18 protein-coding genes are annotated in these 20,632 nt (G+C 72.8%); 16 read left to right on the top strand and 2 right to left on the bottom strand.

The features are described 5' to 3' along the window. Positions 1–50: 50 nt before the first annotated feature. Positions 51–209, top strand: a complete 159-nt coding sequence (locus tag AC1DZC_RS00825; RefSeq protein ID WP_477040524.1) for a hypothetical protein — start codon at positions 51–53, stop codon at positions 207–209. Positions 210–304: 95 nt separating this feature from the next. Here AC1DZC_RS00825 and AC1DZC_RS00820 read toward each other — a convergent pair whose 3' ends face one another. Further along, complete coding sequence (locus tag AC1DZC_RS00820) at positions 305–1,249, bottom strand: 1,4-dihydroxy-2-naphthoyl-CoA synthase (RefSeq protein WP_477041902.1); 945 nt, start codon at positions 1,247–1,249, stop codon at positions 305–307. 121 nt (positions 1,250–1,370) lie between these two features. On the opposite strand from AC1DZC_RS00820, the gene AC1DZC_RS00815 reads away from it, so the two are divergent. The 5 genes from AC1DZC_RS00815 to AC1DZC_RS00795 all read left to right on the top strand — a co-directional run bounded on the left by AC1DZC_RS00815 (position 1,371) and on the right by AC1DZC_RS00795 (position 6,969). After that, positions 1,371–1,694: a DMT family transporter gene (locus AC1DZC_RS00815; protein WP_477041901.1), complete on the top strand. Its 324-nt coding sequence runs from the start codon at positions 1,371–1,373 to the stop codon at positions 1,692–1,694. Next, positions 1,694–2,272 carry a TetR/AcrR family transcriptional regulator gene (locus AC1DZC_RS00810; protein WP_477041900.1) on the top strand — a complete coding sequence of 193 codons (579 nt, stop codon included), beginning with the start codon at positions 1,694–1,696 and terminating at the stop codon, positions 2,270–2,272. The genes AC1DZC_RS00815 and AC1DZC_RS00810 overlap by 1 nt, the downstream gene beginning before the upstream one ends. Before the next feature lie 9 nt (positions 2,273–2,281). After that, positions 2,282–3,232 carry an o-succinylbenzoate synthase gene (locus AC1DZC_RS00805; RefSeq protein ID WP_477041899.1) on the top strand — a complete coding sequence of 317 codons (951 nt, stop codon included), beginning with the start codon at positions 2,282–2,284 and terminating at the stop codon, positions 3,230–3,232. Continuing rightward, positions 3,232–5,049 carry a 2-succinyl-5-enolpyruvyl-6-hydroxy-3-cyclohexene-1-carboxylic-acid synthase gene (menD, locus tag AC1DZC_RS00800; protein ID WP_477042127.1) on the top strand — a complete coding sequence of 606 codons (1,818 nt, stop codon included), beginning with the start codon at positions 3,232–3,234 and terminating at the stop codon, positions 5,047–5,049. The genes AC1DZC_RS00805 and menD overlap by 1 nt, the downstream gene beginning before the upstream one ends. Before the next feature lie 102 nt (positions 5,050–5,151). After that, entirely contained in the window at positions 5,152–6,969 is a 1,818-nt protein-coding gene (locus AC1DZC_RS00795; protein ID WP_477041898.1) for a S1C family serine protease, read from the top strand. A gap of 289 nt (positions 6,970–7,258) precedes the next feature. On the opposite strand, the gene AC1DZC_RS00790 is transcribed toward AC1DZC_RS00795, so the two are convergent. Then, a complete protein-coding gene (locus AC1DZC_RS00790) occupies positions 7,259–8,587 on the bottom strand; it encodes an isochorismate synthase (protein WP_477041897.1) in 1,329 nt (442 codons plus the stop codon). A gap of 120 nt (positions 8,588–8,707) precedes the next feature. On the opposite strand from AC1DZC_RS00790, the gene AC1DZC_RS00785 reads away from it, so the two are divergent. The 10 genes from AC1DZC_RS00785 (at position 8,708) to nuoH (ending at position 20,529) form a co-directional block, all read left to right on the top strand. Continuing rightward, on the top strand, positions 8,708–9,403 hold the full coding sequence (locus AC1DZC_RS00785) for a demethylmenaquinone methyltransferase (RefSeq protein ID WP_477040151.1): 696 nt from the start codon (positions 8,708–8,710) through the stop codon (positions 9,401–9,403). A gap of 589 nt (positions 9,404–9,992) precedes the next feature. Then, entirely contained in the window at positions 9,993–11,264 is a 1,272-nt protein-coding gene (locus AC1DZC_RS00780) for a geranylgeranyl reductase family protein (RefSeq protein WP_477042126.1), read from the top strand. Positions 11,265–11,322: 58 nt separating this feature from the next. Next, positions 11,323–11,685: an NADH-quinone oxidoreductase subunit A gene (locus tag AC1DZC_RS00775; protein WP_477040153.1), complete on the top strand. Its 363-nt coding sequence runs from the start codon at positions 11,323–11,325 to the stop codon at positions 11,683–11,685. Positions 11,686–11,730: 45 nt separating this feature from the next. After that, positions 11,731–12,282: a NuoB/complex I 20 kDa subunit family protein gene (locus AC1DZC_RS00770; protein WP_477040154.1), complete on the top strand. Its 552-nt coding sequence runs from the start codon at positions 11,731–11,733 to the stop codon at positions 12,280–12,282. Beyond that, the gene (locus AC1DZC_RS00765; protein ID WP_477041896.1) at positions 12,279–13,055 is read left to right on the top strand and encodes an NADH-quinone oxidoreductase subunit C; all 777 of its coding nucleotides are present in this window, start codon (positions 12,279–12,281) and stop codon (positions 13,053–13,055) included. Before AC1DZC_RS00770 ends, AC1DZC_RS00765 begins: the two co-directional genes overlap by 4 nt. Further along, a complete protein-coding gene (locus AC1DZC_RS00760; RefSeq protein WP_477040156.1) occupies positions 13,052–14,416 on the top strand; it encodes an NADH-quinone oxidoreductase subunit D in 1,365 nt (454 codons plus the stop codon). Before AC1DZC_RS00765 ends, AC1DZC_RS00760 begins: the two co-directional genes overlap by 4 nt. Continuing rightward, the gene (gene nuoE, locus AC1DZC_RS00755; RefSeq protein ID WP_477041895.1) at positions 14,416–15,264 is read left to right on the top strand and encodes an NADH-quinone oxidoreductase subunit NuoE; all 849 of its coding nucleotides are present in this window, start codon (positions 14,416–14,418) and stop codon (positions 15,262–15,264) included. Before AC1DZC_RS00760 ends, nuoE begins: the two co-directional genes overlap by 1 nt. Then, positions 15,264–16,601 (top strand): NADH-quinone oxidoreductase subunit NuoF, encoded by a 1,338-nt coding sequence (nuoF, locus tag AC1DZC_RS00750; RefSeq protein ID WP_477040158.1) that lies wholly within the window; start codon positions 15,264–15,266, stop codon positions 16,599–16,601. The genes nuoE and nuoF overlap by 1 nt, the downstream gene beginning before the upstream one ends. Further along, positions 16,598–19,177 (top strand): NADH-quinone oxidoreductase subunit G, encoded by a 2,580-nt coding sequence (locus AC1DZC_RS00745; protein ID WP_477041894.1) that lies wholly within the window; start codon positions 16,598–16,600, stop codon positions 19,175–19,177. Before nuoF ends, AC1DZC_RS00745 begins: the two co-directional genes overlap by 4 nt. Then, entirely contained in the window at positions 19,174–20,529 is a 1,356-nt protein-coding gene (nuoH, locus tag AC1DZC_RS00740; RefSeq protein ID WP_477041893.1) for an NADH-quinone oxidoreductase subunit NuoH, read from the top strand. The genes AC1DZC_RS00745 and nuoH overlap by 4 nt, the downstream gene beginning before the upstream one ends. Positions 20,530–20,632 lie beyond the last annotated feature (103 nt).

Raw genomic sequence — 20,632 nt, 5'->3', positions numbered from 1 at the left:
GCGACCTCGGGCCGATGTGCTGACCCCTGCCCGGCGGCGAGCCTGGGGGCATGGCAGATCTCACGCACTCCTCGGCTCGCGAGCACGACGTCCGGTCGATGGGCGCGGTCGTCGTCGCGGGCGTCGTCCTCGTCGGCCTGCTCGTGGCCGCGGCCGGCGTCCTCGGCGCGGTCGTCGACCTCGCCGGCTGGGCCGTCAGCGGTCACTGACCCGCCGCGGCCGAGTCCCGGGTCGCCCAGGCGACCGCTCGCTCGCCTGCGCCCGAGTCCCCGGTCGCCCGGCGACCGCTCGCTCGGACGTGGCGTCAGTAGGCGTACGGGAAGCCCGACCAGTCGGGCTCGCGGCGCTGGAGGAACGCGTCTCGCCCCTCGACCGCCTCGTCGGTCATGTACGCCAGCCGCGTGGCCTCGCCGGCGAACACCTGCTGGCCGGCCAGGCCGTCGTCGGCGAGGTTGAACGCGAACTTCAGCATCCTGATGGCCTGCGGCGACTTGGTCGCGATGATCCGTGCGTACTCGAGCCCGGCCTCCTCGAGCTCGTCGTGGGCGACCACGTCGTTGATCGCGCCCCAGGCCAGGGCCTGCTCGGCCGAGTACTCGCGGGCGAGGAAGAAGATCTCGCGGGCCCGCTTCTGGCCGACCTGCCGGGCCAGCAGCGCTGACCCGTACCCGCCGTCGAACGACCCGACGTTCGCGTCCGTCTGCATGAACCGGGCGTGCTCGCGGCTCGCGATCGACAGGTCCGCGACGACGTGCAGGGAGTGCCCGCCGCCCGCGGCCCAGCCGTTGACCAGGGCCACGACGACCTTGGGCATCGTCCGGATCAGGCGCTGCACCTCGAGGATGTGCAGGCGGCCGGCGCGTGCGGGGTCGATGCCCTCGGAGGTCTCGCCCTCGGCGTAGCGGTAGCCGTCGCGGCCGCGGATGCGCTGGTCGCCGCCGGAGCAGAACGACCAGACGCCGTCCTTCGGTGCCGGTCCGTTGCCGGTCAGGAGCACGGTCCCGACGGTCGACGTGGTGCGCGCGTGGTCGAGGACCCGGTAGAGCTCGTCGACGGTGTGCGGCCGGAACGCGTTGCGCACCTCGGGCCGGTCGAACGCGACGCGGACGACGGGGAGGTCGCCCTCGGCGCCCTCGGGCCCGCGCGCGACGCCGCGGTGGTAGGTCAGGTCGGTGAGGTCATCGAACCCCGCGACGGTCCGCCACCGGGTCGGGTCGAAGGTGTCGCTGACGGATGCCGGAAGGTTCACGGCACCCACCCTAACTGTTTGGTACACTTGTACCAGAACGTGCGGCGCGACGGCGGAGACTGCCACCCGGCGCACACGCTCGCGGCCTGTGACCACGCCAGGCCCACGGAGGTGCATCACCATGGCCTGGGTCGTTCTCATCCTGTCCGGCATGCTCGAGGCAGGCTGGGCGCTGAGCCTCAAGGCGTCCGACGGCTTCACCAAGCTCTGGCCGAGCGTGTTCTTCGTCGTCATGCTCGTCGCCTCGATGGGCGGGCTCGCCTGGGCGCTCAAGTCGCTGCCCGTCGGCATCGCCTACGGCGTCTGGGTCGGCATCGGCGCGTCGCTGACCGCGGTCCTCGCGATCGTGATCATGGGCGAGTCCGTGTCCGTGCTCAAGATCGTCTCGCTCGTCCTCATCGTCGCCGGCGTGGTGGGGCTCAACCTCTCGGGCGGGGGCCATTGATGACGGTGCCGACGACGGCCGGGACGACGGGCAAGGGCGCGCGCCGACGGGCCGACCTCGCGAGCGCCGCGGCGACGCTCATGCTCCGCGAGGGTCCCGGCGCGCTCACCCACCGCCGGGTCGCGCAGGAGGCCGACGCTTCGGTCTCGGCCACGACCTACTACTTCGGGAGTCTCGACGAGCTCGCGGAGGCCGCGGGTGGCGCGCTGGCGCAGGCCTGGGCCGCCCACGCGCTCTCGGCGGAGCACCGCGGGGAGTCGGTCGACGACGATCCGCACCGCGCCGCCGTTCTCGTCGCCGACGCCGTCCTGCCGCCCGGCGACGACGTCGAGGTGCGCAGCCACTACGAGCACCTGCTCGGCGCCGGGCGGGACCCGGCACTGGCCCGCGCGTTCGCGGCCCGACGAGGCGAGGTGGACGACGCCGTCGAGCGGCTCGTGGCCCTCGTCGGCGCACCGACCAGCGGCCCGGTGACCGTCGCGATCGTGGACGGGGCCGTGGTGAGTGCCCTGACCGAGCACCGCCCGGTCCGGGCGACCGCGTACGCCCTGCTCGTGGCGGCCTGGGAGCGGTCGTAGGGTTGAGGCATGCCCGCTGACCTGCACGTCTGGGCCGTCCCGCTGCGGACCAGGTTCCGCGGGTTGACGGTCCGCGACGGCGTCCTGGTCCGCGGGGAGGCGGGCTGGGGCGAGTTCAGCCCGTTCTGGGACTACGACGTCGAGGAGTCCCTGGCCTGGTGGCGGGCCGCGCGCGAGGCGGCTGACGTGGGGTTCCCGGAGCCGGTGCGCGACAGCATCCCGGTCAACGTCACGATCCCGGCGGTGGACGCCGCCACCGCGCACCGCCTCGTGACCGTCTCGGGCGGGTGCCGGACCGCCAAGGTCAAGGTCGCCGAGCCGGGCCAGTCGCTGGCCGACGAGATCGCCCGCCTCGAAGCCGTGCGCGACGCGCTCGGGCCGACGGGTGCGATCCGCATCGACGCGAACGCCGCGTGGGACGTCGACACGGCCGTCGCCCGGCTGTTCGCGCTCGACCGCGCCGCGGGCGGGCTCGAGTACGCCGAGCAGCCCGTACCGACCGTCGACGACCTCGCGGCCCTGCGCCGGCGCACCCACGTGCCGATCGCCGCCGACGAGTCGATCCGGCGCGCGCAGGACCCGCTGGCCGTGGCCCGCGCGCACGCCGCCGACGTGGTGGTGCTCAAGGTGCAGCCGCTCGGCGGCGTCCGGGCGTGCCTGGAGCTCGCCGAGGTTGTCGGGCTGCCCGTCGTCGTGTCGAGCGCCCTGGAGTCGTCGGTCGGGCTGGCCGCGGGGATCGCCCTCGCGGCCGCGCTGCCCGAGCTCCCGTACGCGTGCGGGCTCGCGACCGCGCAGCTGTTCACCGCCGACCTCGTCGCCGAACCGCTCCTGCCGGTCGACGGCGCGATCCCGGTCCGCCGCCCGGAGCCGGACCCCGCCCTGCTCGAGGCGTCCGCGGCCGACGACGAGCTGGCCGAACGGTGGCGCCGACGGGTCGGGGCCGTCGAGGCTCGGGCATGATGGCAGGCGTGACCACGACGGGCGCCGGGGCTGATCCCGCAACCTCCGCCGCCCGGGTTCTCGTCCAGGCGCTCGCGGCGCTGGGCGTCGAGGACGTCGTGCTCGCCCCGGGCTCCCGCAGCGCGCCGCTGGCGTACGCGTTCGCCGACGCCGCGCGGCCCGACCGTCCCGAGGGCGCACCGGAGCTGCGGCTGCACGTCCGGATCGACGAGCGCTCCGCCGCGTTCGTGGCCCTCGGCCTCGTGCGCGCGTCCGCGGTCGGCCCCGACGGTGCTCCCGTCCCGCCGCGCCCGGTCGTCGTGGTCACCACCTCCGGGACCGCGGCCGCCAACCTGCACCCGGCCGTCCTCGAGGCGCACCACAGCGGCCTGCCGCTCGTCGTCCTGACCGCCGACCGCCCGCACGAGCTGCGCGGCACGGGCGCCAACCAGACCACCGAGCAGGTCGGTCTGTTCGGTCCCGTCGTCCGCCTCGGCCTGGACCTGCCGGCACCCGAGGGGCTTCGCGACGAGGCGCGCGACCTGCGCCGGACCGTCGCGCGCGCGCTCGCGGCGGCCACCGGTGCGCGCAGCGGCGACCCCGGACCCGTCCACCTGAACGTCGCGTTCCGCGAGCCGCTCGTGCCGGGCGGGCAGGAGTGGCCCGAGCCGTCCACGGTCGGGCTCACCCACGTCCAGGCGCGTCCGGTCGCGACGGTCGCGCCCGCCGCCGAGCCGACCGCCGGCGGCCGTCGCGGTGGGGCACCGACGGTCGTCGTGGCCGGGGACGACGCCGGACCGCTCGCGCGCCGGCTGGCCGAGGCGAACGGCTGGCCGCTGCTCGCGGAGCCGTCCTCCGGTGCGCGCGGCGGCGCCAACGCGATCGCGGCCTACGTGCACCTGCTCGCGCACCCGCTGCTCGGCGGCTCCGTGCGACGTGCGGTCGTCGTGGGCCGCCCCACGCTGTCCCGACCCGTGCAGCGGCTGCTCGGGCGGTCCGACGTCGAGGTCGTCGTCATCGGTCAGCGGGGCGCCGACTGGCCGGACGCGACCCGCAACGCGAGCGAGGTGCTCCTGGACGCGCCGGCGCGGATGCGCAACGGCCGGATGCGGGCGCCGGAGGGATGGCTCGAGGCGTGGCACACCGCCGACAAGGCCGCGGCCGCAGCCATCGACGGCGTTCTGGACTCCGCCGACGACGCCCGGCGTTCGCGGTCGCGCAGCGGCACCCGCGTCACCGGGCCGGCGCTCGCGCGCGCCGTCGCCCAGGTCAGCGCCCCCGGCGACGTGCTGGTGATCGGGTCGTCGAACCCCGTGCGCGACCTCGACCTGGTGGCCCGCTGGTCGACGCCCCCGGTCGTCGTCGCCAACCGCGGCCTGGCCGGCATCGACGGCACCGTGAGCACCGCGGTCGGGGTCGCCCTCGGCCTGCCCGACCGCCGCGTCCGCGCTCTCCTGGGCGACCTCACCTTCCTGCACGACGTCGGTGGGCTCCTGCGCGGGCCGCTCGAGCAGACGGCGCACCTGCAGCTCGTCGTCGCCAACGACGACGGGGGCTCGATCTTCGCGACGCTCGAACCCGGCGAGCCCGAGCGCGCCGACGCGTTCGAGCGCGTGTTCGCCACCCCGCACGGCGCGGACATCGCTGCCCTCTGTGCGGGGTACGGGGTGCGGCACACGCGCGTGGGCGACGTCGACGGACTGCTGCCCGCCCTCGCCGCCCCGGGACCAGGGCTGAGCGTCGTGGAGGTCCGCGTGGACCGCACGGGCCGACGAGCCCTCGGCGAGCGGCTGGCCAGCGAGGTCGCGGCCGCGGTCTCCCACGCGTTGCAGGACTGAAGTCCCAGATCCATTCGAAACTCGCAGACAATTCCCAGGTTCTGCGAAGGGTGCCTCCAGCGCGGCCTTGTGTAGTTGTCGCATACCAAGGAGGCCACAGACATGACCACGACCCCGAACCAGGGCGCCGACGCTGGCGACCAGTCCCAGAACCAGCCGACCGAGCCGATCACGCCCGTCGAGCAGACGCAGCCGATCGCGCCCGTCGCCCCGGCCCAGCCCGCCGTCGCCGCKACCCAGCCGCTTCCGCCCCTCCACGCGACGCAGCCGCTGCCGGTCGCCCCCGCGGGGCACCCGACCAACCCGTTCACCCCGCCGCACCCGGCCGCCCCGGCCGACCAGCGTGCCGCGTACGAGGCCGCCCAGGCCGCCGCCGCCGCCCAGGCCGCCGCCGCCGCGCAGGCCGAGGCCGTCCGCCGCGCCCAGTGGGACGCCGCGCAGCGCGCCTCGGTGCAGGACCCGGCGCTCGTCCAGCAGCAGATCCGCCAGGCGCAGATCGAGCAGCCCGTCGTGCACCAGGCCGCCGCCCCGTACCAGGTGCCCGCCGCCCAGTACGCCCCCCAGGCCCCGCAGAACCCGCAGGCGCCGACGGGTGTCCCGACGCAGCGCAAGCGCCGCACGTGGATCCCTGTCGTCTCGGCCGCGGCCGCCGCAGCCATCGTCGCTGCCGTCGCCACCGGCGGCGTCGTGACCGGCCTGTCGCACGACGACGACGCGTCCGCCGGTCGTCCGGCCTCGCTCGCCACCATCGGCCAGGACACCAACGACACCGTCCCGGTCTCCGGCTCCACGTCCGACGCCCCCGACTGGGAGGCCGTCTCCAAGGCCGTCCAAGCCTCGGTCGTCGCCATCTCCGTGACCATCGGCGGCGGCAGCTCCGGCGCCGAGGGCTCCGGGGTCGTCGTCGACGACGCCGGTCACATCGTGACCAACAACCACGTCGTCGGTGACGCGGACAAGGACAGCATCTCGGTCACGCTGAACGACGGCCGCATCTTCAAGGCCACCGTCGTCGGCACCGACCCGACCACCGACCTGGCCGTCATCAAGCTCACCGACCCGCCCAAGGACCTCAAGGCCGCCGCGTTCGGCGACTCGTCCAAGGTCGTCGTCGGCCAGCCCGTCATGGCCGTCGGCAACCCGCTCGGCCTGGCCAGCACCGTCACCACGGGCATCGTCTCCGCGGTCGACCGTCCGGTCTCGACCTCGGGCGAGGGCAGCACGGAGACCACGGTCACCAACGCCATCCAGGTGGACGCCGCGGTCAACCCCGGCAACTCCGGTGGCCCGCTGTTCGACGCCTCCGGCCGCGTGATCGGGATCAACTCCTCGATCGCGACGCTGTCGCAGGAGTCGGGCTCGATCGGTCTCGGCTTCGCCATCCCGGTCGACCTGGTCAAGAACATCGCCGCCCAGCTCGTCGAGGACGGCTCTGCCGAGCACGCCTTCCTCGGTGTGACGCTCGACGACGGCACCGCCACCGCCGACGGCGTGACCCGCCGCGGCGCGGTGGTCAAGTCGGTGAGCGACGGCTCGCCCGCCGCGAAGGGTGACATCAAGGTCGACGACACGATCGTCGCGATCGACGGCAAGGCCGTCGCCGGTGCCGAGTCGCTCACCGCCTACGTCCGGGCCCTCCCGGCCGACACCAAGGTCACGCTGACGGTCGTCCGCGACGGCAAGGCGTCGGACATCGACGTCACGCTCGCGGTCCGCCCGGAGCAGGCGGCCTCGTCGGACAACGGCAGCCAGCAGGCGCCGGACCAGCAGGGTGACGGCAGCCAGCAGGCGCCCGACCAGCAGGCCCCCGACCAGGGCCAGCAGGGCGACGGCAGCGACCAGGGCGGCGCCAACGGCCTCCCGAACGGCATGAGCCCCGACGAGCTGTGGAAGTGGTTCCAGAGCCAGCAGCAGGGCTGATCTCTCGCTGACCGCCGGCGGCCGCCGGTCCCCGCACCCCCCCATCGGGGATCCGGCCGCCGGCCCCGGGCTCCTTCCCGGACGGTCAGCCTCCTGCGGCTCACACCCCCTGAGCCGCGCCACCGCGGTCCGACACGGACCGCCACCAGTCCCGGACCGCACACGCCGCGGTCCGGGACTTGGGCGTTCGTCGGGGTCCCAGGCGTCCACGGCGCCCGTCAGCAGCGAGGGCGCCCGGTGCAGTGGGGGCCCTCGCCGTCAGCGGGCGCCGTCGGCGTGCTTGCGCGGTTCAGGCGTCGCGGCCGAGCGCGTAGCGCATCGGCTCGAGCTTGGCCTCGGACTCGGCGAGCTCGGCTGCCGGGTCGGACGCGGCGACGATGCCGCAGCCCGCGAACAGTCGCACGCGTCGCGGGTCGTCGGAGTCGATGTGCGCCGAACGCAGGGCGATGCCCCACTCGCCGTCGCCGTCGGCCCCGAACCAGCCCACCGGTCCGGCGTACCGGGCGCGGTCCATGCCCTCGATACCGCGGATCAGCTCGCGGGCGGCGACCGTCGGGGTGCCGCAGACGGCCGCCGTCGGGTGCAGCGCGGCGGCGAGCGCGAGCGACGAAGGGTGCGCGCCCTCGGTCGGTGCGAGGACGCCCGTGACGTCGGACGCGAGGTGCAGCACGTTCGGCAGGTGCAGCACGAACGGCACGTCGGGGACGTTCGTCGACGAGCAGAACGGGTCGAGCGCGTGCGCGACCGACTGCACCGCGTACTCGTGCTCCTCGAGGTCCTTCGAGGAGTGCGCGAGGATCGCGGCGCGGGCCAGGTCGGCGTTGTCGTCGCCGGTGCGCCGGATCGTGCCGGCCAGCACGCGGGAGGTGACCAGCCCCTTCTCGGAGCGGACCAGCAGCTCGGGGGTCGCGCCGACCAGGCCGTCCACGCTGAACGTCCAGCAGGACTCGTACGCGTCGGCGAGGCGTTCGAGCGCCCACCGCGCGTCGACGGGGTGCTCGGTGACGGCGTGCACGTCGCGGGCGAGGACGACCTTCTCCACCGCACCGGAACGGATGGCCGCGATGCCCTGCGCCACGATGTCGCGCCAGTCGCCGGCCTCGTCGTCGGAGTAGGCCACGATGCCGGGGTCGGTCGGTGCCACGCGCGGACCGATCACGTCGCTGAGCCGGGGTGCCCTGCCGATCCGGGCGCCGGTCGTGATGCTCGTCAGCCACGTCCGTCCCCCGCGACGACCGACCACGACGCTGGGCACGACGACCACGCCGCCGGCCGGGGAGTCGTCGTCGAACGCGAACGAGCCGAACGCGACCGGTCCGGACCCGGGGACTCCCACCTCGTCGCGCACGATCGCGTGCGCGAGCAGCTTCTGCCACGCCCGCTCCGCGTCGGCGAACCGGTCCGGTCCCGCGACCTCGACGCGCAAGGTCTCGCCCCAGCCGACCAGCCCGTCGCCGCGGCGCACCCACGCGAGCGGTGACCCGGTCGAGGGCAGGAGGTCCAACAGGTCGGCGGCGGACCGCTGCTGCGCCAGGTCGTCGAGAGCGACGGTGCGCACCACGAGGGGGTGCGGGACCGGGGTCCCGGCGGACCCCGGGGCGGTGGGCTGCTGGCTCATCAGGGCCAGCGTAAGCCTGCACCGAGCGCACGCCGTGCCGACCCTCAGGTGGCGCTCAGCACAGTGTGACCCCGTGCGTGCGTTCGTCCCGGGCGCGGCGGACCTGCGACGATGGGGACCATGCCGCGCGCCAGCCTCGAGAAGGACCCGCACGACGTCGCCGTGATGTTCGACGCCGTGGCCGCCCGATACGACCGCACGAACGACGTCCTGTCGCTCGGGCAGGACCGGGCCTGGCGGCGCGCCACCATCAAGGCCGTCGACGCCCAGCCCGGCCAGACGGTCCTCGACCTCGCCGCCGGCACCGGGACCTCGTCGGAACCCATGGCCGACGCCGGCGTGCGCGTCATCGCGTGCGACCTGTCCGTCGGGATGCTCGAGGTGGGCAAGCGGCGCCGGCCCGACCTGGCGTTCGTGGCCGGGGACGCGCTGCACCTGCCGTTCGCCGACGAGTCCTTCGACGCGGTGACGATGTCGTTCGGGCTGCGCAACGTGTCCGACGTCGAGGGCGCCCTGGACGAGCTCTACCGCGTCACCAAGCCCGGTGGCCGGCTCGTCGTCTGCGAGTTCTCGCGACCCACGTTCGCGCCGTTCCGCACGGTCTACACCAACTACCTCATGCGGGCCCTGCCGCCCGTCGCGCGGGCCGTGTCCAAGGAGCCCGACGCGTACGTCTACCTGGCCGAGTCGATCCGCGCGTGGCCTGACCAGGCGGCCCTCGGCCGCCTCATCAAGGGCACCGGCTGGACCCAGGTCGCGTTCCGCAACCTCACCGGCGGCGTCGTCGCCCTCCACCGCGCCACCCGCCCGGAGTAGGCGCCGCGCTCGCGTCCGGCGACGGACTTCCTCGGCGGCCATCGCCGGTCGCCCACCCGGCGGCGCCATCCGGCCTTGCCTAGCGCCACTTGGGACGCGTGGTGTTCGAGTGACTCCTGGGGCATCTCAGGCGTCTCACGGGCCACTCCAGTCCCAGGTGGCGCCAGGTCGCGTCGGTTCGGCCCGTCCCGACGCTGCCGGGCCGCGCGAGGACTCCTGCCCGCCCCGGCCGCCCCCACCCGCAGGTCAGCCGGCAGATTCGCACGGCCGCTCTGCGACGAGGGCACGAGGAGGTCGACGACCACCGGGGACCGTGCCGGAGACCCGCGCCGGCGGGTCCCGCGCGAAGCCCGATCAGCGAATGCCGGGACTCGTCGCCCGCCGGGGTGAACAATGGGGTGCGCAACGCCTCGAACTGCACCGGCGGGGCGTCGTCTGCGGGATGTTCGACCACGAGTTTCCGCGCAGATCAGGGCCGTTCCGCACCCTGTCGTCGCAAGTAAGCCAAGCCTTCGCAGACAGCGTTTCTGGCCGTGGTTACACTCGCCGAATCAGTACGTGAACAACGTCACAAGTGGGGTCACTGGTGGTGGATGCAGCGCACGATGACGCAGACGTCATCGTCGTGGGCGCGGGCCCGGCAGGGTCCGCCGCCGCGTTTCACTGCGCCTCCGCGGGCCTGGACGTGCTGCTCCTGGAGAAGTCCGAGTTCCCCCGCGACAAGGTCTGCGGCGACGGCCTGACGCCCCGCGCGGTCGCCGAGATGGTGCGCATGGGCCTGCCGATCCGCGAGCAGGACGGGTGGATCCGGAACAAGGGTCTGCGCGTCATCGGCGGCGGGCACCGGCTCGAGCTGGAGTGGCCCGAGCTGTCGAGCTACCCGTCGTACGGGCTGGCCAAGTCGCGCATGTCCCTGGACCACACGCTCGCCGACCACGCGCGCTCCGCGGGCGCCAAGCTGCAGGAGCGCACGAACGTCACGGGCGCGGTGCGGGACGAGCGCTCAGGCCGCGTCGTGGGCGTCACCGCCAAGACCGCCGAAGGCGCCGCGGAGTACCGCGCCCCGATCGTCATCGCCGCCGACGGCGTCTCCGCACGGCTCGCCACCGGCATGGGTCTGGAGAAGCGCATGGACCGCCCGATGGGCGTCGCGGTCCGCACCTACTTCCGCACCCCGCGGCACGACGACGCGTGGATGGAGAGCCACCTCGAGCTCTGGGACGGCGAGCCACGCAGGTCGAACCTCATGCCCGGCTACGGCTGGATCTTCGCCCTCGGCGACGGCACCGCCAACGTCGGCCTCGGCTCGGTGTCGAGCACAGCGGCCGCGACGAAGGTCGACTACAAGGCGCTCTTCGCCAAGTGGATGGCCAACGCGCCGGCCGAGTGGGAGTTCACGCCCGACAACCAGGTCGGCCCGGTCCGTGGCGCGGCGCTCCCGATGGGGTTCAACCGCGGGCCGCTGTACGGCAACGGCCTGATGCTCGTCGGCGACTCCGCCGGGATGATCAGCCCGTTCAACGGCGAGGGCATCGCGTACGGCCTGCAGGCGGGCCGGGTCGCCGCCGACGCGATCGCCCAGGGCCTGGCGCGGGGCACCGCCGCCGGCCGGGAGCGCGCGTTCGCCACCTACCAGCGCCGGATGAAGGATGACCTCGGCGGCTACTACACGCTCGGCCGGGTCTTCGTCCGGCTCATCGAGCACCCGGAGATCATGCGGGTGTGCACGCGGTACGGCCTGCCCCAGCCGCTCGTCATGAAGTTCGTCCTCAAGCTCTTGTCCGACTGCTACGAACCCCGCGGCGGTGACCTGGTCGACCGGGTCATCTCCGGACTCAGTCGGCTCGCACCGGCAGCCTGACCGCACCACGCTGTACCCGACCCCCCGCACCGACCTCGCCGTTGAGGAGTGACGCACGATGAGCAACCCGTACGTGCCGCTGCTGTTCCTGATGGGCATCGCTGCCCTCATGGCGCTCGGTGGCGTTGGCTCCAGCGTCATGCTCGGCCCGAAGCGGTACAACCGCGCCAAGCTCGAGGCGTACGAGTGCGGCATCGAGCCCACCCCGCACGCCATCGGCGGCGGCCGCTTCCCGATCAAGTACTACCTCGTCGCGATGACGTTCATCGTCTTCGACATCGAGGTGGTGTTCCTCTACCCGTGGGCCGTCAGCTTCAGCACGCTCGCGATGTTCGGGCTCGTCGCGATGATCGGCTTCCTGCTGATCATCACGGTCCCGTTCGTCTACGAGTGGCGTCGCGGGGGCTTCGAGTGGGACTGACAGCGGTCATGACCACAGCTATCACTGCACATCCGGAGGTGTGAGATGGGGATCGAAGAGGCGCCGTCAGGCTTCCTGCTCACGACGGTCGAGGATCTCGTCGGCTACTTCCGCAAGTCGTCGCTGTGGCCCGTGACGTTCGGCCTCGCGTGTTGCGCCATCGAGATGATGGCCGCGGGCGCGAGCCGGTTCGACATCTCCCGCTTCGGCATGGAGGTCTTCCGCGCCTCGCCGCGCCAGGCCGACCTGATGATCGTCGCCGGCCGCGTGAGCCAGAAGATGGCACCGGTCGTGCGCCAGGTCTACGACCAGATGTCGGAGCCCAAGTGGGTGCTCTCGATGGGGGTCTGCGCCAGCAGCGGCGGCATGTTCAACAACTACGCGATCGTGCAGGGCGTCGACCACATCATCCCGGTCGACATCTACCTGCCGGGCTGCCCGCCGCGGCCCGAGATGCTCATCAACGCGATCCTGGCCCTGCACGAGCAGATCGAGAACGAGCCCCTCGGCGTGAACCGCAAGAACGCGGCCGCCGCCGCCGAGGCCGCCGCGCTGGCCGCGACGCCGACGTCGCACATGACGGGGCTGCTGAAGTGACCGAGAAGAACGATGCCGCTGCCGCGGTGAAGCCCGGTGCCGCCGGCACCGAGGCGCAGGCGACGACCGAGGCGGCCCTCGAGGCGGGCGCGCAGAACACCACGCGCACCCCGATCGACATCGTCGAGGTCCGCAAGGGCATGTTCGGTACGACGGGCTCGGGCGACACGTCGGGCTACGGCGGCCTCGTCGCCCCGATCGCGCTGCCCGGCCCGAGCGAGCGCCCCTACGGCGGCTGGTTCGACGAGGCCGTCGACATCCTGACCGAGGTGCTCGACGAGTCCGGCACGGGCTACGCGAACGCGGTCGAGTCCGTCGTGATCGACCGCGAGGAGATCACGCTGCACGTGCGGCGCGAGCACGTGGTCGAGGTGGCGCAGGTGCTGCGCGACGACCAGGACCTGCGCTTCGAGCTCAGCCTCGGCGTCTCGGGCGTGCACTACCCGCACGACGCCGGCCGCGAGCTGCACGCGGTCTACCACGTGGTCTCGGTGACGCACTCGCGCCGCCTGCGCTTCGAGGTCGCGGTGTCGGACGACGACCCGCACATCCCGTCGACGGTCCCGGTGTACCCGGCCAACGACTGGCACGAGCGCGAGACCTACGACTTCTTCGGGATCATCTTCGACGGGCATCCCGCCCTGGCCCGCATCGAGATGCCCGACGACTGGCCGGGCCACCCGCAGCGCAAGGACTACCCCCTCGGGGGCATCCCGGTCGAGTACAAGGGCGCCACCGTGCCGCCCCCGGACCAGCGGAGGTCGTACCGATGACCACACCCAACGCCCGAACTGCAGCACCCCGCTCTACCCCACGGGTCGTCGACGGCGACACCGAGGGCATCCCCTCCTTCGAGGCGTCCGGCGGCGACTGGTCCGACATCGCCGAGGAGGCCGCCCGCCTCGGCGAGGAGCGGATCGTCGTCAACATGGGCCCGCAGCACCCGTCGACCCACGGCGTGCTCCGGCTCATGCTCGAGATCGACGGCGAGACGGTGACCGAGGCCCGCGCGGGCATCGGCTACCTGCACACCGGCATCGAGAAGAACATGGAGTTCCGCACCTGGACCCAGGGCGTGACCTTCTGCACGCGCATGGACTACGTGGCCCCGCTCTTCCAGGAGGCCGCGTACTGCCTGGCGGTCGAGAAGCTGCTGGGCATCACGGACGACGTGCCCGAGCGGGCGACGGTCATCCGCGTGCTGCTCATGGAGCTCAACCGCATCACGAGCCACCTGGTCTGCCTGGCCACGGGCGGCAACGAGCTCGGCGCGACGACGATCATGACCGTGGGCTTCACCGCCCGCGAGGAGATCCTGAAGATCTTCGAGCTGATCACCGGGCTGCGCATGAACCACGCGTTCATCCGCCCCGGCGGCGTCGCGCAGGACATCCCCCCGGGTGCGATCGACACGATCCGCGAGTCGCTGGTGGTCGTCCGCAAGTTCTTCAAGCAGCTCGAAGACCTGATGATGGCCAACCCGATCCTGCACCTGCGCCTCAAGAACGTCGGCTACCTGGGTCTGTCGGGCTGCATGGCGCTCGGCATGACGGGACCGGTGCTCCGCAGCGCGGGCCTGCCGTACGACGTGCGCAAGGCCACCCCGTACTGCGGGTACGAGACGTACGACTTCGACGTGCCGGTCGAGCAGACCGGCGACTCGTGGGGCCGCCTCGTCATCCGGGTCGAGGAGTGCTACCAGTCGATGAAGATCGTCGAGCAGACCCTCGACCGCCTCCAGAAGATGGGCCCCGGCCCGGTCATGGTCGCGGACAAGAAGGTGGCCTGGCCTGCGCAGATGGCCATCGGCGCCGACGGCATGGGCAACTCGCTCGACCACATCCGCGAGATCATGGGCACCTCGATGGAGGCCCTGATCCACCACTTCAAGCTGGTCACCGAGGGCTTCCGCGTGCCGGCCGGGCAGGTGTTCCAGACCGTGGAGCACCCGCGCGGCGAGCTGGGCGTGCACCTGGTGTCCGACGGAGGCACGCGGCCGTACCGGGCGCACTTCCGGGACCCGTCGTTCAACAACCTGCAGGCGACGTCGATCATGTGCGAGGGCGGGCAGGTGGCCGACGTCGTCGTCGCCGTCGCGTCCCTCGACCCTGTGCTCGGAGGGGTGGACCGCTGATGTCGGTGGAAGCTGGGCGGACGCCCGGGCAGACGCACCGGACGTCCTACGACGCGGAGACGCACGCGCGCCTCACCGCGGACTCGGACCTGATCGTCGCCCGCTACCCGCAGGCGCGTTCCGCGCTGCTGCCGATGCTGCACCTGGTGCAGGCCGAGGACGGCTACGTCAGCCCGCGCGGGATCGCGTTCTGCGCGTCGCACCTGGGCCTGACCACGGCCGAGGTGTCCGCGGTCGCGACGTTCTACACGCAGTACAAGCGCCACCACAACGGCGAGTACACGGTCGGCGTCTGCATCAACACGCTCTGCGCGGTCATGGGCGGCGACGCCATCTGGGAGGAGCTGTCCGACTACCTCGGGGTCGGGCACGACGAGACCACCGACGACGGCCGGATCACCCTCGAGCGCGTCGAGTGCAACGCGGCCTGCGACTACGCGCCGGTCGTGATGGTCAACTGGGAGTTCTTCGACAACCAGACCCCCGACACCGCGCGCGACCTCGTCGACACGATCAGCGCGGGCAAGCCCGTGGTCCCCACCCGCGGTGCCGACACGGTGGTGACCTTCCGGGAGATGTCCCGCGTGCTCGCCGGGTTCGACGACGGCCGCGCCGACGAGGGTGTGGGCGCCGGCGTCCCGACGCTGCGCGGCATCGAGCTGGCCCGCGCCGAGGGCTGGACGGCCCCGCCGCTCGAGGCCAGCGGTTCCGCCGCTCCCGCGGCGCCCAGCCAGCCGAGGGTCGGCGGCGAGCAGTCGAGCGCCGAGCGGCCCGCGACGACGGCCGGCGACGTGTCGCCCTCGGGCGAGCAGAAGAAGCAGACCTCCGACGACGCGAAGGAGTCCTGATGGCGACCACGCTGACCCCGGTCCTCACGGACACGTGGGACGCCGACCGCTCGTGGGCCCTGTCGACCTACGAGGCGGCGGGCGGCTACAAGGGCCTGCGTCGCGCCCTGACGATGCAGGCGGCCGACGTCGTCACGATGGTCAAGGACTCCGGGCTGCGCGGCCGTGGCGGCGCCGGCTTCCCGACGGGCATGAAGTGGGGCTTCCTGCCCGCGCCCGATGGCGGACCCCGCTACCTCGTCGTCAACGCCGACGAGTCCGAGCCGGGGACCTGCAAGGACATCCCGCTCATGATGGCCAGCCCGCAACACCTGATCGAGGGCATGATCATCACGAGCTACGCGATCGGCTGCGACCACGCGTTCCTCTACGTGCGCGGCGAGGTCCTGCACGTGTACCGGCGGCTCCTGAACGCGATCCAGGAGGCCCGCGCGGCCGGCTACCTGGGCACGGACATCCTCGGCTCCGGCTACAACCTGGAGATCACGCTGCACGCGGGCGCGGGCGCGTACATCTGCGGCGAGGAGACGGCGCTGCTCGACTCGCTCGAGGGCCTGCGCGGCCAGCCGCGGCTCAAGCCCCCGTTCCCCGCGGTCGCCGGCCTGTACGCGCGCCCCACGGTGGTGAACAACGTGGAGTCGATCGCGTCGGTGCCCGGCATCGTCGTCGGCGGCTCCGACTGGTTCAAGTCGATGGGCACGGAGAAGTCGACCGGCCACGGGCTGTTCTCGCTGTCCGGCCACGTCACGCGGCCCGGCCAGTACGAGGCGCCGCTCGGCATCACGCTGCGCGAGCTGCTGGAGATGGCCGGCGGGGTCCGCGAGGGTCACGAGCTGAAGTTCTGGACGCCCGGCGGGTCCTCGACGCCGATCTTCACGGCCGAGCACCTCGACGTGCCGCTGGACTACGAGTCGGTCGGTGCGGCCGGCTCGATGCTCGGCACGCGCGCGCTGCAGATCTTCGACGAGACCACCTCGGTGGTCCGCGCGGTGACGCGCTGGACGGAGTTCTACAAGCACGAGTCCTGCGGCAAGTGCACGCCGTGCCGTGAGGGCACCTACTGGCTCACGCAGGTGCTGCAGCGCATCGAGGCCGGTCAGGGGACGTCGGCGGACATCGACCTGCTCCTCGACCTCTGCGACAACATCCTGGGCCGCGCGTTCTGCGCCCTGGGCGACGGCGCGACGAGCCCGATCACGTCGGCCGTGCAGTACTTCCGGGAGGAGTTCGAGGCCGGCACGCACACGCCGGCCGACGTGCTCTTCCCGCCCGAGGACAGCTCGCTGTTCACCTACACGCCGCGCCAGACCGGCGTCCTCGCGGGGGTCCACGCATGACGATCCTGTCCTCCGGCGCGAACACGAAGCTGGTCCCGTCGGCTCCCCCCGAGAAGCCCGCGGAACCGGCCGCCACGGTCACCTTCACCATCGACGGCATCGAGACCGAGGTGCCGAAGGGCACGCTGGTCATCCGCGCCGCCGAGGAGCTGGGCATCCAGATCCCGCGGTTCTGCGACCACCCGCTGCTCGCGCCCGCCGGCGCGTGCCGCCAGTGCCTGGTCGAGGTGTGGGCGCCCGGTCGCGACGGTGCCCTGTCCAAGATGCCCAAGCCCCAGGCCTCCTGCACGCTCGAGGCCAGCCCCGGCATGCAGGTCAAGACGCAGCACACGTCCGCCGAGGCCGACAAGGCGCAGCACGGCGTCATGGAGCTGCTGCTCATCAACCACCCGCTCGACTGCCCGGTCTGCGACAAGGGCGGCGAGTGCCCCCTGCAGAACCAGGCGATGAGCAACGGCCGGGGGAGCACCCGGTTCGTCGACGTCAAGCGCACGTTCCCCAAGCCGATCGCCATCTCGACGCAGGTGCTCCTGGACCGGGAGCGCTGCATCCTGTGCCAGCGCTGCACGCGGTTCTCCGAGGAGATCGCCGGCGACGTGTTCATCGACCTGCAGAAGCGCGGCGCCAACCAGCAGATCGGCCGGTTCGACACGCAGATCCTCGGGTTCGAGGGGGAGACGCCGATCGGCGCGTCGGCCGAGGACACCTCCGGCCGGCCGTTCGCCAGCTACTTCTCGGGCAACACGGTGCAGATCTGCCCGGTCGGCGCCCTGACCAGCGCGGCGTACCGCTTCCGTTCGCGCCCGTTCGACCTGGTGAGCACGCCCGGCGTCGGCGAGCACGACTCCCAGGGGTCGGCCATCCGCGTCGACCACCGCCGCGGCGTCGTGCTCCGGCGGCTCGCGGGCGAGGACCCGACCGTCAACCAGGAGTGGATCACCGACAAGGACCGCTTCGCGTTCACGTGGCAGTCGGCCCCGGACCGCATCACCACCCCGCTCGTGCGCAACGCCGACGGCGAGCTCGAGCCGGCCAGCTGGGTCGAGGCGCTCGACGCCGCCGCCGCGGGTCTGCGTGCGGCGGCCCACCCGACCGACCCGCGCGAGCCCGCGACCGGCTGGGCCGTCCTGGCCGGCGGTCGCCTGACGCTCGAGGACGCCTACGCGTACGGCAAGTTCGCCCGCGTCGCGCTCGGCACCAACGACGTGGACGGGCGGGCCCGCCCGCACTCCGCCGAGGAGGAGGCCTTCCTCGGTCACCACGTGGCCGGCCGCACGCTCGAGGTCACGTTCGCGGACCTGGACCGGGCGCCCACCGTGCTGCTGGTCGGCCTGGAGCTCGAGGAGGAGGCCGGGATCGCGTTCCTGCGCCTGCGCTCCGCGGTCCTGGACCACAAGACCACGGTCCTGTCGGTCGCCGCCCTGGAGAGCCGTGGCCTGCAGCGCCTGAGCGGCACGCTCATCCCGTCGGCCCCGGGCATCGAGGCCGAGGTGCTGGACGGGCTTGCCGACGAGGTCCTCGACGGGCTCCGTGCGGACGGCGCGCTCATCCTGGTGGGTGAGCGGCTCGCGAGCGTGCCCGGCGGCTACTCGGCCGCCCTGCGGMTCGCCGAGCGCACCGGTGCCCGCCTGGCGTGGATCCCGCGTCGTGTCGGCGAGCGGTCCAACGTCGAGGCGGGTCTGCTCCCGACGCTGCTGCCCGGCGGCCGGCCGGTCGCGGACTCCGCGGCCCGCGTCGACCTCGCCGCGGTGTGGGGCGTCGACAGCCTGCCCTCCGCGGAGGGCCGCTCGACCGGCGAGATCATCGCCGCGGCTCGTGCGGGCCTGCTCGGCGCGCTCGTCGTCGGCGGCCTCGAGCCGGGCGACCTGCCCGACCCGGCGATCGCCCGCGAGGCCCTGGACGTCATCCCGTTCCTCGTCTCGCTCGAGGTGCGTCGCTCGGAGGTCACCGACCGCGCGGACGTGGTCCTCCCGGTCGCGCCGCCCAGCGAGAAGTCCGGCACGTTCGTCACGTGGGAGGGACGCCCGCGTCCGTTCCCGCAGGCGCTCGTGTCGCACGCGCTGGCCGACCACCGCGTGCTCGACCAGCTGGCCGACGCCCTCGGCGCCGACCTGGGCCTGCCGTCGCTGGAGGCCGTGCACGCCGAGCTCGACCAGCTGGGCGGCTGGGACGGTGCGCGCATCGCCGCCCCGTCGGTCGCTCCGGCCGAACCGCCGGCCGTCAGCCCGGGCACCGCGGTGCTCGCCACCTGGCACCAGCTGCTCGACACGGGTCGGCTGCAGTCGGGCGAGCCGTTCCTGGCCGGCACCGCCAAGCGGGCGGTCGCGCGGATCTCGCTCGGCACCGCGCAGGGTGTCGGCGTCGTCGACGGCGGCTCGATCGCGGTGGGCACCGACGCCGGCACGATCACGCTGCCGGTCGTCGTCACCGACATGCCGGACCACGTGGTCTGGCTGCCGACGAACTCGCTCGGCAGCGCCGTGCGAGACACCCTGCACGCCGACGCGGGGGACGTGGTGCGCCTGGCACCCGGTCCGCGGGCGGTCGAGCCGCAGAACGAGGAGGCCAGCGCATGATCACCGACGCGCTCCCGCCCGTCGTCGCGAACTTCAGCAACGACACCTGGTGGATCGTCCTGATCAAGGCGGTCGCGATCGTCGTGTTCCTGCTGGTCAGCGTGCTGTTCGCGATCTGGTTCGAGCGCAAGGTCGTCGGCCGGATGCAGCAGCGGCCCGGACCCAACGTGCACGGCCCGTTCGGCCTGCTCCAGTCGCTGGCCGACGCCATGAAGCTCCTGGTCAAGGAGGACATGACCGTCAAGGCCGCCGACAAGATGGTCTACATCATCGCGCCGATGATCGCGGTGTTCTGCTCGCTGCTCGTGTTCGCGGTCATCCCGTTCGGGCCGATGGTCGACATGTTCGGCATCGAGACGCCTCTGCAGCTGACCGACTTCCCGGTGGCCGTGCTCTACATCCTGGCGTGCGCGTCCGTGGGCGTGTACGGCATCGTGCTCGGCGGCTGGTCCTCCGGCTCGACGTACCCGCTGCTGGGCTCGGTCCGCTCGACCGCCCAGGTGATCAGCTACGAGCTCGCGATGGGCCTGTCGCTGGTGACGGTGTTCATCGTCGCGGGGTCGATGTCGACGTCGCAGATCGTCGAGTCGCAGCACCGGCTCTGGTGGTTCATCCCGCTGATCCCGGCCTTCGTCATCTACATCGTCTCGATGGTCGGCGAGACCAACCGGCTCCCGTTCGACCTCCCCGAGGCCGAGGGCGAGCTCGTCTCGGGCTACATGACCGAGTACTCGTCGATGAAGTTCGCGTGGTTCTTCCTCGCGGAGTACATCAACATGCTCAACGTCTCGGCGATCGCGACGACGCTGTTCCTCGGCGGCTGGCGGCTGCCGGTGCCGGAGAACTTCCTGGGCGGCGCCCTCAACGAGGGCTGGTGGCCGATCCTGTGGTTCATCGCCAAGATCTGGATCTTCATGTTCTTCTTCGTCTGGGTCCGCGGCTCGGTGCTGCGCTTCCGGTACGACCAGTTCATGAAGATCGGCTGGAAGATCCTGATCCCCGCCGCGCTCGCGTTCGTCGTGGTCGTCGGCGTCTACCAGGGCGTGCACCAGTTCACCGACGTCCCGCTGCAGAAGGTGCTGATCGCGGTCGCCGTCGTGGTCCTGGTCGGCGCGCTGATCTGGGCGTTCATCCCCGAGAAGAAGCCCGATCCACCCAAGGGACCCAAGGCGTCCGAGGTCTACGACCCGTACGCGGGCGGCTACCCCGTGCCGCCCCTGCCCGGTCAGGTGCTGCCGCCGTCGCCGCGCAAGCAGCGCATGGCCGCAGCCAAGGCAACTGTGTCCGTGGCGGACAGGCCCGCCCCGTCGAGTGCCGACGAGAGCGACGAAGGAGGGGTCAACGGTGGCTGACAAGCCCAAGCCCACACCCGCAGGGTCCGGCAAGCAGCCGGCCCGCAAGCCGGCGCAGCCCGCTGCCCGCAAGCCCGCACCGGCGCCCGGGAAGTCCGTCGCT

Source organism: Cellulomonas sp. P2_B4 (assembly GCF_056404795.1).
This window is presented reverse-complemented; position numbering and strand designations above follow the sequence as displayed.

What these genes read in the sequence shown, in the direction of transcription:
- AC1DZC_RS00825 (WP_477040524.1), top strand. Translation starts at nt 51, where the DNA reads ATGGCAGATCTCACGCACTCCTCGGCTCGCGAGCACGACGTCCGGTCG.
- AC1DZC_RS00815 (WP_477041901.1), top strand. Translation starts at nt 1,371, where the DNA reads ATGGCCTGGGTCGTTCTCATCCTGTCCGGCATGCTCGAGGCAGGCTGG.
- AC1DZC_RS00810 (WP_477041900.1), top strand. Translation starts at nt 1,694, where the DNA reads ATGACGGTGCCGACGACGGCCGGGACGACGGGCAAGGGCGCGCGCCGA.
- AC1DZC_RS00805 (WP_477041899.1), top strand. Translation starts at nt 2,282, where the DNA reads ATGCCCGCTGACCTGCACGTCTGGGCCGTCCCGCTGCGGACCAGGTTC.
- menD (WP_477042127.1), top strand. Translation starts at nt 3,232, where the DNA reads ATGGCAGGCGTGACCACGACGGGCGCCGGGGCTGATCCCGCAACCTCC.
- AC1DZC_RS00790 (WP_477041897.1), bottom strand. Translation starts at nt 8,587, where the DNA reads ATGAGCCAGCAGCCCACCGCCCCGGGGTCCGCCGGGACCCCGGTCCCG.
- AC1DZC_RS00785 (WP_477040151.1), top strand. Translation starts at nt 8,708, where the DNA reads ATGCCGCGCGCCAGCCTCGAGAAGGACCCGCACGACGTCGCCGTGATG.
- AC1DZC_RS00775 (WP_477040153.1), top strand. Translation starts at nt 11,323, where the DNA reads ATGAGCAACCCGTACGTGCCGCTGCTGTTCCTGATGGGCATCGCTGCC.
- AC1DZC_RS00770 (WP_477040154.1), top strand. Translation starts at nt 11,731, where the DNA reads ATGGGGATCGAAGAGGCGCCGTCAGGCTTCCTGCTCACGACGGTCGAG.
- AC1DZC_RS00760 (WP_477040156.1), top strand. Translation starts at nt 13,052, where the DNA reads ATGACCACACCCAACGCCCGAACTGCAGCACCCCGCTCTACCCCACGG.
- nuoE (WP_477041895.1), top strand. Translation starts at nt 14,416, where the DNA reads ATGTCGGTGGAAGCTGGGCGGACGCCCGGGCAGACGCACCGGACGTCC.
- nuoF (WP_477040158.1), top strand. Translation starts at nt 15,264, where the DNA reads ATGGCGACCACGCTGACCCCGGTCCTCACGGACACGTGGGACGCCGAC.
- nuoH (WP_477041893.1), top strand. Translation starts at nt 19,174, where the DNA reads ATGATCACCGACGCGCTCCCGCCCGTCGTCGCGAACTTCAGCAACGAC.